This is a genomic window from Mycobacterium sp. (genome assembly GCF_049647605.1).
Taxonomy (GTDB): domain Bacteria; phylum Actinomycetota; class Actinomycetes; order Mycobacteriales; family Mycobacteriaceae; genus Mycobacterium.
Map to the genome: position 1 here is coordinate 25,806 of NZ_JBARXZ010000099.1, position 13,155 is coordinate 38,960.

The window sequence follows — 13,155 nt, forward strand, 5'->3', positions numbered from 1 at the left end:
CCCACATCAGGTGGTGGCCGAATCACTCGGCCGGGCAGCCGATTTCAACGGGTAGGGGACGGAGCCCCCGCGGTTGGAGTCCACCAACAGCTGTCGACCGACCGGCGGTATGGCCCGCTGTGGGCACTGCTGGCGTTCGCAGGTACGGCACCCCGGGCCGATCGGCATGACGTCGGGGTTCACCAGGTCCAGCCCCTTGCTGTAGGTGAGGCGCCCCGCCTGACGCAGCTCACATCCCAGCCCCACGACAAATGTCTTGGCCGCGGCGCCGTAGCCGCCTCGACGGCGAATCACGGTGCGCGCCACCCACAGATAACGTTGACCGTCCGGCATCTCGGCCACCTGCACGTTGACTTTCCCCGGTGCGGCAAAGGCGTCGTACACATTCCACAACGGACAGGTGCCGCCGGTGTGCGAGAAGTGGAAACCGGTCGCCGACTGACGTTTCGAGATGTTGCCGGCCTTGTCGACCCGGACCAGGATGAACGGCACCCCTCGCAGCCCAGGCCGTTGCAGGGTGCTCAGGCGGTGGGCGATGGTCTCGTACCCGACGTCGAAACGCTCGGCGAGCACCTCCACGTCGTAACGGGCCCGCTCCGCGGCTTTGTAGAACGAGGTGTACGGAAGTATCAGCGCGCTGGCGAAGTGATGTGCCAGACCGAGACGGGCCAGTGCCCGAGTTGTCGCATCCGGCCACGACTCGGCATCCAGCACTCTGTCGATGGTCGTCGAGGACCCCAGCAAGGCGATTTGGGTGGCCATCCGAAAGGCTTGCTGGCCGGCGCCGAGGTCGGCGCCGAGAGTCAACACACCACGGGCACTGTCGAAGGTGTACATGTCCCCGTCGCTGTCCCGGCGCGCGGTGACAACCCGGACTTCGTGATGCTCCTTGAGGTGCGTCCGCAGATTCTGCCGTAGGTCGCCGCCGTGTTCGCCGATCTCGGCCGCCAGATCCTCGGCTTCCCGGTCCAACACATCGACGTAGTTCTGGTGGCGGTAGAAGAAGTCCCGCACATGCTCGTGGGGCATCAACGCCGGCCCCTCCGAGCGGGAATCGGTGACCGCCTCCAGATGGACCATGGCGTCGCGGTAGCGCCGGTACAGCGCGATGACGGCGTCGGCGACCTCCGGCATCGAGGTGGCCAGCTGTCGCAGATCCGAGGCGGGGGCCGGGACGCCCGGGGCCACCTCGGGGAGGGCCTCACGCAACTCCGCGAGCTGGCGTGCGGTGTCGCGGGGGGCGAAGAAAGCCGGGTCGATGCCGAACACCTCGGTCAGCCTCACCAGCACGGTGACGGTGATGGGTCGGGCGTCGTGCTCGATCTGGTTCAGATAACTCGAGGAGATGGCCAGGACCCGGGCCAGCTCGACCTGGCTGAGCCCGCGCTCCTCGCGAAGCCTCCGGAGTCGGACGCCGGCAAACAGCTTGTCCACCCCGTCAGGGTAGTACGGATTTGCAAGACACCAGATTCACAGATTTTGCAGATCCGCCGGTCGCGGGCGGCGTACCGGGCCGTCTCACGTCGTCGATTCGTCGAGAATCGCCAGGCCGCGCTGCACCAGTGGCGGCACCAACCGACCGATCTGCTCGAAGCCGGTACCCACCGTCATGCCTTGCGAATATCGATAGTGGATTCCCTCACAGATCACGGTGAACTTGAAGATGGCGAAGGCGCGGTACCACGAGAAGTCGTGCAGGTGGATTCCGGTGCGGTGGGCGTACCGACTGGCCAGAGTCTCCCAGGACGGATAACCGGGGACATCGGCCGGCGTCCCGGCGATCGGGTTGTCCAACCCACTCCAGCCCTGCCAGTACAGGTAGAACAATCCGAGGTCGCTGAGCGGATCCCCGAGCGTGGACATCTCCCAGTCGAGCACCGCGAGCACCTCACCCGGAGTGGCGCTGCTGATGATCGCGTTGTCCAACCGGAAGTCACCGTGCACGATCGCCGACTGCGTGGTGGTGGGCAGGCTCGCCGACAGTCGGTCCGCCAGTTCGGAGAATCCGTCGACCTCCCGCGAGGTGGACGACGCGAGCTGGCGGACCCACCTGCGCACCTGCCGCTCCAGGTAGTTCTCGGGCCGGCCGAACGACCCGAGACCGATCTGCTGATAGTCGATCAGATGCAGGTCGGCCAGGGCGTCGACAAAGGCGAACGACATCGCCTCCGCATCCGCCGGGGACAGCCGCGCCAGATCCGAATCCTGTCGATACACCACCCCGTCGACCAGTTCCATGACATAGAACGGCGCGCCCAGCACGTCGGTGTCCTCGACATGGCAGACCATTCTCGGCACGGGGTAGCCGGTCGGATGCAAGGCCGCCATCACCTGGTACTCCCGGCCCATGTCGTGCGCCGTCTCGAGTACGTGCCCGAGCGGGGGCCGCCGCAGGATCAGCGGCGCACCCCCGGTCTCCAGGCGATACGTCAGGTTGGACCGGCCACCCGACACCAGCGACGCAGTCAACTCCCCGGGAACCAATGCGGAGTCGATCTTCCGCAGCAGTCGGCCGATGCTGTCGAGCTGTGTCGCCGTGGGAGCGCCGAGTGGGTCCGTCATGGCATCTCGATGATCGCTTTACCCCGAATCTCGTGAGCTTCGAGGCGTTGTAGTGCGGACGGGATCTCCTCGAAGGAGAAACGATGCCCGATCTGCGGATTCACCGAACCTTCGGCGTACATCCGGTGCAGCGCCTCAGCGCCCCAGGACAACAGCGCGGGGTCCTTGTCGAGGGTGGCTCCCCAGGCGACGCCGACGGCTGAGACATTGCGCAGCAGGAGTCGATTCGTGCGCAGTGACGGAATGTCACCCGCCGCGAAGCCGATCACCAGGATGCGGCCCTCGGAGGCCAGAGCCCGGACCCCCTCGTCGAAGAGCCAGTCGCCGAGAGGATCGAGGATGACGTCCACCCCGTCGCCGCCGGTGAGCTCGCGGACCCTTGCCGAGAATCCCTTCTCGAGGACGATCACCTCGTCGGCTCCGGCCGCCTCGGCCACGCCCACCTCGTGCTCGCCGGCCACCCCGGCGATGACGCGCGCCTGCAGGCCCTTGGCGACCTGAACGGCAGCGCTGCCGATGCCTCCGGCAGCACCCATCACCAGCACGGACTCGCCGGCTTGCAGGTGGCCGCGCCGGGCCAGCGCAAAGTGCACGGTGTGGTGGTTGACCACCAATCCCGCAGCCACGTCGAACCCCATGTCATCGGGGATCGCGACCAGCGCGTGCAGCGGTACCGCCACCGACTCGGCGTAGGAGCCGTCCCAGACGAAGGCCATCACCCGGTCGCCGACATCCCAGATGGAATCGGCCGGAGCCCAGCTGATGACGCCGGCGACCTCACAGCCGGGCGTGAACGGTGTCTCCGGTTTACGTTGATACTGCCCCTTGGTGAGCAACAGATCGGGGAAGTTGACTCCGATGGCCTTGACGTCCACGATCGCGACCTCGCCCTCGCGGGGCAGATCCGGGACGTCATCGAGCGTCAAAGCCGTTGGACCGTCGTAAGAATGGAGCCGGAAGGCTTTCATCGGTTGTCTCCGCCACTGAGTCGGATCAGGATATCGGCCACACATGCGGGCTTCTCGCCGCCGTCGATCTCCATCGTGACCCGCAATGATGCCTGTACCCCGCCGGGAACCGGTTCCGCGCTCAGCAGTGTCAGACGGCCGCGAATCCGCGAACCGACGGGAACAGCGGAGGGGAACCGGATCTTGTTGGCGCCGTAGTTGATCGACGCCACCGCGTCGTCGACGACAAACAACTCGTTGAGAACCGGCGCCACCAGCGACATCGTGAGGTAGCCGTGCGCGATGGTGGTGCTGAACGGCCCGGCGGCAGCGCGTTCGGGATCGACGTGAATCCACTGCGGATCCTCGGTGATGTCGGCAAAAGCGTTGATCCGGGCTTGGTCGAGTTCCATCCAGTGGCTGGTTCCCAGGTCGAGATCGGTCTGCTCCACCAGGGAAGCGATGGTCAGTCCGCTCACATCGACATCCCGCCGTCGACGCCGAGCACGGTTCCGGTGATGAAGCCGGCTTCCTCGGAGGCCAGGAAACCGATCGCCGGGCACATCTCGCTCGGGTGAGCGAAGCGCCCCATGGGAATCCCGGCTGCCAGTTCGGCCTTCTTGTCCGGCGGAATGGACGCGATCATCCGAGTTTCGGCGTTCGGGGCGATCGCGTTGACGGTGACTCCGAACCGCGCCAGTTCCTTTGCGGTGGTCTTGGTGAATCCGATGATGCCGGCCTTGGCCATACCGTAGTTCGACTGCCCGGGGTTTCCGCGCAGCCCGGTGTAGGAGGTGATGTTGATGATGCGGCCGAAGGAGCGCTCCCGGAAATGGGGCACACACTCGCGGGTGAACCGGAAGGTGCCGCCGGCGTGGACTTCGAGCACCTCCTGCCAATCCTCATCGGTGATCTTCCAGACCACCTTGTCGCGCAACACACCGGCGTTGTTGACCACAACGTCGACCTTGCCGGTGTCAGCAACCACGGTTGCCACGGCAGCCTGCACGTCGGCAGTGCTGCGGACGTCGGCCACCAGCGCGACACCACCCGCTCGCTTGGCAGCGTCCTGGAGTTCGTCGGCGTCGACATCGACCATGTAGGTCTGGGCGCCGGCATTGGCGAAGAACGACCCCAGTTCGAACCCGATCCCGCGCGCTGCGCCGGTGATGATGACGGACCTTCCGGTGAAGTCGTAGGTCAGATTACCCATGGATGAAACCTTTCGTGAGATGAGCTCGGAACAAGAGCAGTGATCAGGAAGATGGCCGGCGCAAGACCAGCGAAGCGTTCTGCCCGCCGAAACCGAACGAGTTGACCTGGATGACTTCAGCTTCCACGTGTGCAGGCTTGTGGGTGATCACCTGGAAGTCGGCTTCCGGGTCCACCACGTCGGTACCCGCGGCGTTGGGGAGCATGCCGGATTCAAAGGTCTCGAGCGCGGCCACCACGCTCATGGCCCCGGATGCAGCACCGGTGTGACCGGTGTGGCCCTTGATCCCGGTGACCGGTAGCCCCCGGCCGCCGTGTACCGCGTTGAGAGCGCGAATCTCGGCGGTGTCGCCTTTAGCGGTGCCAGTGGCGTGGGCGTACAGGGCGTCCACCTGAGAAGGTTCGACGGAGGCATTGGCCAGCGCCTTGCGCATCACCAGGGCTTCCCATTTTCCATTCGGTTCCGGAGCCGACGGGTGGGGGCCATCGGCCAACGAGGCGTAGCCGGCGATCTCGGCCAGGATACGGGCGCCTCGGGCGCGAGCGTGTTCTTCACTTTCGATGACAAACATCGCGCTGCCGTCGCCGATCACGATCCCGGTGCGGTCCTTGTCGAAGGGCGTCAGAGTGCGGCGCTCGTCGGTGCTGTTGGAGAGCATGCCGTACTGAGCCTGGGCGAAGTACCAGGCGGGTGCGAAGTCGCCGTCGCCGAGTGTCACCGCCTCCGTCCCGCCGGTGATGACGACGTCGGCTTCACCGGAGCGGATCAGCCGGGCGGCATTGCCGATGGCGTCGTTCGAGGAGGCGCACGCGGTGGTGACGGTCAGCAACGGGCCGTGCAACCCATACCGCATGCAGAGTTGAGATCCGGCCATGTTCGGCAGGATTCGGATCATCGTCTTGCGGTCAACACCTTTGGCGCCCTCGCGTTCGTAGGCACGTTGCGCTTCGCTCAGTGATCGGGTACCGCCCATGCTGGTGCCATGCACCACACCGGTACGTTCCGAATCGAAGGTGTCCAATCCGGCGTCCAGCCGGGCCTGTTCGCTGGCCGCGAGCGCCCACTGTGCAAACAGATCGGTTCCGTCGGCGACCTTGTCGTCCATCCACGCTGTGGGGTCGAAGTCGCGGACCGGAGCAAACCAGAACGTTTCGGATTCGCCGGGCCAGGAAATCCGGCCCACGCCCGAGACATTGTTGCGCAGTCCGTCGAGGAAGTCTCCGACGGTGTTCCCCATGGGGGCGATGATGCCTCGGCCGGTGATGACGACTCTACGCATGGCTCGCTCTTTCTGTTGGTGTGGTGAGGATCTGGGTCTTGTCGAGGCCGCGCTGCACGGCACCGATCAGGTAGGGGCGCAACTGCGCGGGGGAGACGATGTGGTCGATCGAACCGACCCGAAGGGCGCGCTCCACGGTGTGGATATCGTCGAATTCCCGGGCGACGGCTGTCTGGACCTCGGTGGTGATGGTTGCCGTCAGCTCATGCAACTGGTGTTGGATCATCGGTTGTTCGTCCACGTGGGCCTCGGCGAGTCGGCTCTCGAGTTCCACCACGGCCGGGTGCTTCCGGACCCGCATGCGAACGTCACGGGTGAACACCACGGCCGCGGCCGGGGCGCCACCGATCACCGATGCGCGCGAACCCTCGATCGCCGAGATCTCCATGTTCGGGTTGAGCGATTTCGAGAACACGACATAGGCGCCGCCGTGGTAGCGGGAGACGACACTGAAGACGATCGGGCCGCTGAAGTTGACGATCGCACGGCCGATCTCCGCACCGTACTCCAGTTGCAGCTTGCGCATCGACTCCGGTGAGCCGTCGAACCCTGACAGGTTCGCCAGGATCACCAGCGGTCGCCGTCCGCTCGCGCCGTTGATGACTCGCGCCAGCTTCTTCGATGACTGCGGGAAAAGCGTTCCGGCGGTCCATGAGTCGGGACCGTCGACCGGTCGGGGCAGCCGCCGACGCAGATTCCGTGATTCGATCCCGACCAGCGACACGGCGAGTCCGCCGAGCCGGGTATCCCAAGCCACGATGTTCTCGGCGTCTTGCCAGGCGGTCCAGCGTTCCAGCGGGGGCGCGTCCTGATCCCTGACAGCTGCCATCAACGAGCGGATGTCGAACGGGCGCTTCCGATCCGGATTGTGCTCGGTGGAGAAGATATCGCCGACCTGAGCAAAGGAGGTGCCAGTGCCGTCATTCTGGTGTGGGTAGGTGCTGATGTCGCGATGGCACGGATCCGAGGTCTGCACGTGTGCTCCGTGCCGGAGCGAGGAGCGGTAGTGCCGAAACAGCAGCGCGCAGGCTGACTCGACGTCGGGGACCCAGAACTGGGCCTGCCCGTTGGGGCCGGCGATCCGGTCGTATCCACCGATTCCGGCATTGTCCTCGGCCGCCACCCCGCCGGAGAACTCCAGCGCCTGTTTCCCGGTGAGCACCATGGCACTTCGTCCCACCATGATCAACACTCCCGAGGTGTGCATCAGCATGGTCGCTTCGGCATCGAAGTACGACTGCGCACCGACGTTGACCCCGACGACCACAACGTTGATCTCGCCGCCGCCCTGGGTGAATTCGATGATCCGGCGCAGTACCGCTGCGGTCCAGTCCAGATTCTCGGTGCCGCTGTCCATGGCGATGCGGGCGCCGGAGGACACCGCATACCACTCGACGGGAACACCGAGCTCCGTTGCCAGATCCAATGCCGCAAGGATGCGCCGGCATTCAGGTTCGGCCAAGGACGCCAGATCACGACTCGGCTCGTTCAAGATGAGCACCCGGTCGATCGGGTCGGCGCAGTCCGCGATTCGGCTGCTGATCACGCCGGTGACCACCCGGGCGGTGTTCTCGCCCCGGGGGCGGTCCACCGTTTCGAAACTGCTGTCCACGAAGTCGTACTCGGTGAAGTCACCGACCGGAAGTTCGGTGTGGGTGGCCCCGGTGCCGACCAGGAGTTCGATGATCTCGTAGGGGTACACCAGCCCGCGGCGCTGCATGGCCACAACTCGCCTGCGGTATTCCGACATCGGCCGAATCTGGTTCGGTGACGGTTTGGTTCGCCCGATCATGACGCCCACCGTGGGTGGTGTCGTGATGTGGATGATCTCCTCGGTGAGTTCGCCGGTGTCGGTGTCCCGCGTCCGGATGGTTCCGATCACCTTCTCGAGCCCCAGCCCGCGGGTCAGGGGGAGCAGTTCGGTGATCACGGCCTGCACGTCGGCATCGGGCAGCGTCCACACCGGCTCGACAGACAACACGATTCGATTGCTCAAGGAGATCGACGGATCGGGCAAAGCCGCTCTGGCGCGCCGAATCGCAATGGCCGCCTGGGATATCTGTGTCCTCAGATGTGCGTACTTCGGGCTGGAATCGACATCCAGATCGAACACTTCCAGGAGCGCAAACAGGCGTTCGTCGTGGCTGTTCTCCTTCGCCACGGCTTTGATCAGATGAATTCCGTCAGGAGCAGACAGGGCACTGATCTCGAAACCATCGAGGCGCCACAATTCCAGGCGGTCGGCGGTGGCGGGGTGAAGTCCGGCCGGCAGGCCCGCGACGCGCAGCCCGCCTTCATCGCCGATGAAGGCGCAATGGCGTTTTGTCCCCTCCTCGATATCGAGGTTGCCCTGCCACCAGGTCACCACGACAGTCAGGCGCTCACTCGCGGCAGCCAGCTCGGCGAGCTCACCGAGCACTGCGGCTTCGAGCACTGAGGTTTCCAGCTCCGAGGCGCTGGGCTCGGTATCGGTGAGAAAGACCTCGATCTCCACCGGTCCCGTCGATTCGGCGAACCGCGCGGCCACCGACAACAGCTCCGCAAGCCGGGACGACTCTCCGGAAACAGCCACCAGCACAATGGCATTGCCGTTTTCGGTGCGCACTGACCGCACTCCGGGGATATCCGCGCTGCCGGGCGATGTGGTGAAGGGATCCAGGTGCCGGTGCCGGTGTGTGCGACGGACCAGTGCCTCCAGCGCGACCGTCGACCGATCGGATGTATTGCCGCTGCGGCTGGCCAGGTATCGATCCACTGTTGCGGGCAACCGGAGCAACCCGGCGATCGTCTCGTCCGTTCCGGCCGTCGAGGACAGCAGCTGCTCGGCCAGTCCCCGGTCTGCGGTGCGCAGCGCGTCGATGGCCGGGTATTCGACAAGACGATGGCGCACCGCACGTCCCAGATCCGCGACGGTGGGGTAGGTCTCCTCAGCAGCTGCGACCAGTCCGTCCAGTACTGCAACGAGTTCGGGTGAGGTGGTGGGGTCGTGCTCTGACCCCAGCCACGTCTGCAACAGCACGGCGCTCACGTGCGCGATCCGGTCGAGCCGGGACTCGGCACGCCAGATGTTGTACAGCGAGTCGACGAGTTCGGTGCTCTGGCTGATCTCGGTCAGACCGTAGTGACCCAGCATCCGGCGCAGGCGTGCCACGAACTCGGCGGGCGCCACCTCGTCGATCCGATCGGGGGAGCGCAGGGCGAACAGCAGGAGATCCGGCCGCGGGGTGCCGCCGTCGACGCCGGTGAACAGCGCCATTCGATCGGCAGCAATGCGCAGCAGCGGCAATCCGGCGTCGAAGGACAGGTTCCCGACCCGGGCCGTGATGTCGCGGATCGGCGCGTGGCGCAGGTCCTGGCCGAGGACCAGACGGGTCAGCACGTCACGGTCGGCCTCCTCCGACTCCTCTTGCGTCCCTTCGAGATCTGCGAACGACAGCTGCCCGGATTCGTTGGGGCCGGTGTCGTCGAGAGCGTCGATCCGAAGAATCGGGTCACCGGCGCCTACCAGCGTTCCGGCGCCGGCCATGATTTCGCTGACACGCCCCGCGAAGGGAGCGAGTATCGGAGACTCCATCTTCATCGCTTCGGCGATCAGCAGCAGATCACCGGGCTCGACTTCGTCGCCGACGGTCACGGCGACCTTCGCGACAACACACTGCGACTCGGCGCGGACCAGCCCGCCGTAGCCGCGGACGATGCGATAGACACTGTGTCCGAGTTCAACGGTGATGAGTGGACCACTGATCACGACCGTCAGCGGAACCTCGAGAGCACCGATGGTGATCCGACGTTCGAACTCACTGAGTTGCTCGACCCGGGCGTTGACAATGGTTCCGTCGGCATCGATCTCGACGTCGTCGCCACCTCGACACAGCACCCGGAAGGAGCGTCGGTCGCCCTCGTACTCCAGCTCGATGACCTCAGTGGTGTCCTCGATGTGATCGAGGCGACCGTGGGCTGCCATCCCGCCGAACTGTTCGAGGGCCCCGGCGTGGTCTCGCCGCTGGGCTTCGACGGCGGCGCCGATCATGGCCAAGGGCGCATCGGGGGAGTCCAGCAGAGTTCCCGCTGCCAGGGCCCGGTCCAGCCACGTCGTATCAACATGGCCGCCGCGGATCTCGGCATTGTCGAGCAGCGCCAACAGGAATCTTCTGTTGGTGGTCCCGCCTTCGATCACTGCCGCCGAGCGGGCCAGGGACCTCCGTAGCCGGGCCAGCGCCTCGTCCCGATCACGGCCCCAGGCAATGATTTTGGCGATCATCGAATCGAACTCGGCGGCGATGGTGTCGCCGACCACCACGCCGGCATCGGTTCGGATGGACGGACCCTGCGGTATCCGCAGTTCGACCACACGTCCGGGGGAAGGCATGAAACCCCGCTTGGGATCCTCTGCGTTGAGCCGCACCTCCACGGCATGGCCCCGCGGCGTAGGCGCAACTCCGGTCAGTTGCATTCCGGACACGATGTCGAGTTGCAACTTCACCAGATCCACTCCGGTGACGGCTTCGGTGACGGTGTGCTCAACCTGTAGCCGGGTGTTCACCTCCAGGAAGTAGAAGTCGCCGGTATCCGGGCGAACCAAGAACTCGACGGTGCCGACATTGGTGTATCCGACTGCCACGCAAAGGCGTCGAGCTGCATCGAGGATCGCTTCCTGCAGATCTTCGGCCATGTCGACGGGGGCGGACTCCTCCAGCACCTTCTGGCGTCGGCGTTGCACACTGCAGTCGCGCAGACCCAGGGTCCACACGGTGCCTGCGGTATCGGCTGCCACCTGCACCTCGAGATGGCGGCCGCCCACAACTTGTGCCTCGACAAAGATTGTTGTGTCACCAAAGGCCGATTCTGCCTCGGCGCGGGCACTGTGGAACGCGGAGGAGACCTCCGATTCGTCTGTCACCACCCGGATTCCGCGGCCGCCACCACCGGCAGCAGCTTTGAGTACCACCGGGAATCCGATACGGCGGGCGTGCTCGAGGGCGTCCTCGGCGGTCTCCACCGGACCCTGGCTCCACGGCACGACGGGCACATTCGCCGATTCCGCTACCCGCTTCGCCGCGATTTTGTCTCCGAGCAGGTCCATAGCGGCGGCGGTCGGCCCGATGAATTGGACGCCGATACGCTCGCACATGCGCACAAAATCGGGATTCTCGGCGACAAAACCCCAGCCGGGCCACACTGCGTCGGCGCCGCTGGCGACCAGTGCCGCTTCCAGGATCTGCAAGTCGAGGTAGGTGTGCCGGCGCGCCCCGGTGAGCGGATCGGTGGTCATGGTCGGCCCGAGATGCACGGCGTGGTCGGCTTCGCGGACGAACCACGAGGTGGCGTCGGCGTCGGTGTAGAGCGCGACCGTTTCGAGAGCACGGCCGTGTTCGGTTCGGTACTCGTCGGCCGCGTTGAGAAAGCGCATGGCCGCTTCGCCGCGGTTTGCGATCGCCACTCTGGTCACCATGGAACTAGCCGCCGTTCGGTCATGCACTCGACACTCCCAAGTCTGTCGGGGCCAAGCAAGGAGGCGAGCTTGCGAAGTATTGAGAGCGTTGAAGTTGTGAATTGCTAACTTGGCTAATTCTCTTGTCTGGTTGTGAAACACCTTGACGCTCAATGACTTCCTCTGATCAGCGGTAACCGGCTTCTTTCCCTGAGGGCCGGCCCCGTTGAATCGTGGCTGTGTCGGGGGCAACTCGTGCGGAACTCTTGTGGCGTGGACCACACCTATGGTAGGACCAAGGTGGGAACCGCCCTCTAATTGGAGACGCTCATGACTCAGCAGAGCCCCGCTCTGACTTCCGAAAAGTCCACCGACCGTCGAAGCCTTCGAAAAGTCGGAGCTGCCAGTCTCATTGGCACAACAATCGAGTACTACGACTTCTTCGTCTACGGGACCGCCGCCGCACTGGTGTTCCCGGCCGTCTTCTTTCCCAGCGCCAGCCCAGCGATGGGCACGATCGCCTCATTTGCCACCTTCGGCGTGGCGTTCTTCGCGCGGCCTGTCGGCTCGATCGTCTTCGGTCACTACGGAGACAAGATCGGCCGCAAACGGACTCTGGTGTGGACCTTGCTGATCATGGGGTTGTCCACGGTGGCGATCGGGCTCTTCCCTGGTTACGAGACCGGGGTGTTCGGCATCTTCGAGAACGGGATCGGGATCTGGGCACCGATCCTGCTGGTTGCCATGCGCTTCCTGCAGGGCCTGGCCATGGGCGGTGAATGGGCCGGCGCAACACTTTTGACGGCCGAGTACGCGCCCAAGGGGCAACGCGGTCGAATGGCGGTGTACCCACAGCTCGGGCCGGCATGTGCGTTCTTCTTGGCCAGTGGCACCTTCTTCCTGGCCTCGGTCACCGTCGGCGCCACCAGCGAGGCGTTCCTCAGCTACGGCTGGCGACTGCCGTTCATCGCGTCGATGTTGCTGGTGATGGTCGGGCTGTGGATTCGGTTGTCCATCGACGAGACACCCGTCTTCCAGGCGCACCTGCGCAACAAGGCGACCCAGGCGGCACCGGTGAAGCTGCCGTTCGCCGATGCCATCCGCATGCAGTGGAAGCAGATCTTGATCGCCGGCCTGGCCATGTCCACGGTGTTCTCGATGTTCTACACCGGCAGCACCTTCCTGACCAGTTACGGAATCGGGCAACTGGAGTTCACCCGAACGATGATTCTGGGCTTCGGCATGATCGCCGCAGTGGTATTGGGTGTGGTGACAGCGACGGCGTGCATCCTCTCGGACAAGGTGGGTCGAAAGAAGGTCATCGCCAGCGCTTACGGCGCAGCGATCATCTGGTCGCTGTGTCTGTTCCCGCTACTCGACACCGGTTCACCCATCGCCTTCCTGATCGGCGTCACGGTCACCCTGTCGATCTACGGTGTTGCAAACGGCCCGGCCGGAGCCTTGTTGCCCGAAATGTTCAAGTCGCGGTTCCGTTACACCGGAGCGGGACTCAGCTACAACCTCGGCGGCATCATCGGTGGGGCGATCCCGCCGATCCTGGCGGCTCAGATCGTGGCCACCTCGTCCAGCATGTGGGTGGGTGTGCTGCTGGCCGGTCTGTCCGCAGTCAGCCTGCTGTGTGTGCTGGCGCTGCCGGAGACGAAGAACAACGATCTCGAGGACGATTCGGTCAGGAGCTGAGCTACCGCCGGCTCACGGCACC

8 protein-coding genes are annotated in these 13,155 nt (G+C 65.0%); 1 reads left to right on the top strand and 7 read right to left on the bottom strand.

Annotated elements, in window-relative coordinates; genetic code table 11:
- Positions 1 to 6: 6 nt before the first annotated feature.
- The 7 genes from WBB07_RS12405 to WBB07_RS12435 form a co-directional block, all read right to left on the bottom strand.
- Positions 7 to 1,434, bottom strand: a complete 1,428-nt coding sequence (locus tag WBB07_RS12405; RefSeq protein WP_526308057.1) for a short-chain fatty acyl-CoA regulator family protein — start codon at positions 1,432 to 1,434, stop codon at positions 7 to 9.
- An 84-nt stretch (positions 1,435 to 1,518) separates the two neighbouring features.
- A complete protein-coding gene (locus tag WBB07_RS12410; RefSeq protein ID WP_526308059.1) occupies positions 1,519 to 2,562 on the bottom strand; it encodes a phosphotransferase family protein in 1,044 nt (347 codons plus the stop codon).
- Positions 2,559 to 3,530 carry an NADPH:quinone oxidoreductase family protein gene (locus tag WBB07_RS12415; RefSeq protein WP_526308061.1) on the bottom strand — a complete coding sequence of 324 codons (972 nt, stop codon included), beginning with the start codon at positions 3,528 to 3,530 and terminating at the stop codon, positions 2,559 to 2,561. Before WBB07_RS12415 ends, WBB07_RS12410 begins: the two co-directional genes overlap by 4 nt.
- The gene (locus tag WBB07_RS12420) at positions 3,527 to 3,988 is read right to left on the bottom strand and encodes a MaoC family dehydratase (RefSeq protein WP_526308063.1); all 462 of its coding nucleotides are present in this window, start codon (positions 3,986 to 3,988) and stop codon (positions 3,527 to 3,529) included. Before WBB07_RS12420 ends, WBB07_RS12415 begins: the two co-directional genes overlap by 4 nt.
- Entirely contained in the window at positions 3,985 to 4,722 is a 738-nt protein-coding gene (locus tag WBB07_RS12425; RefSeq protein WP_526308065.1) for an SDR family NAD(P)-dependent oxidoreductase, read from the bottom strand. Before WBB07_RS12425 ends, WBB07_RS12420 begins: the two co-directional genes overlap by 4 nt.
- 43 nt (positions 4,723 to 4,765) lie before the next feature.
- The gene (locus tag WBB07_RS12430) at positions 4,766 to 6,001 is read right to left on the bottom strand and encodes a beta-ketoacyl-[acyl-carrier-protein] synthase family protein (protein WP_526308067.1); all 1,236 of its coding nucleotides are present in this window, start codon (positions 5,999 to 6,001) and stop codon (positions 4,766 to 4,768) included.
- Positions 5,994 to 11,441, bottom strand: coding sequence for an ATP-binding protein (locus tag WBB07_RS12435; RefSeq protein ID WP_526308069.1), 5,448 nt, complete (start codon positions 11,439 to 11,441; stop codon positions 5,994 to 5,996). The genes WBB07_RS12430 and WBB07_RS12435 overlap by 8 nt, the downstream gene beginning before the upstream one ends.
- A 321-nt stretch (positions 11,442 to 11,762) precedes the next feature.
- On the opposite strand from WBB07_RS12435, the gene WBB07_RS12440 reads away from it, so the two are divergent.
- On the top strand, positions 11,763 to 13,133 hold the full coding sequence (locus tag WBB07_RS12440) for an MFS transporter (RefSeq protein ID WP_526308071.1): 1,371 nt from the start codon (positions 11,763 to 11,765) through the stop codon (positions 13,131 to 13,133).
- The last annotated feature ends 22 nt before the right edge of the window (positions 13,134 to 13,155 follow it).

Excerpts from the sequence above, each read along its gene's own strand:
- WBB07_RS12410 (WP_526308059.1), bottom strand. The coding sequence starts at position 2,562 with ATGACGGACCCACTCGGCGCTCCCACGGCGACACAGCTCGACAGCATC.
- WBB07_RS12415 (WP_526308061.1), bottom strand. The coding sequence starts at position 3,530 with ATGAAAGCCTTCCGGCTCCATTCTTACGACGGTCCAACGGCTTTGACG.
- WBB07_RS12425 (WP_526308065.1), bottom strand. The coding sequence starts at position 4,722 with ATGGGTAATCTGACCTACGACTTCACCGGAAGGTCCGTCATCATCACC.
- WBB07_RS12430 (WP_526308067.1), bottom strand. The coding sequence starts at position 6,001 with ATGCGTAGAGTCGTCATCACCGGCCGAGGCATCATCGCCCCCATGGGG.
- WBB07_RS12440 (WP_526308071.1), top strand. The coding sequence starts at position 11,763 with ATGACTCAGCAGAGCCCCGCTCTGACTTCCGAAAAGTCCACCGACCGT.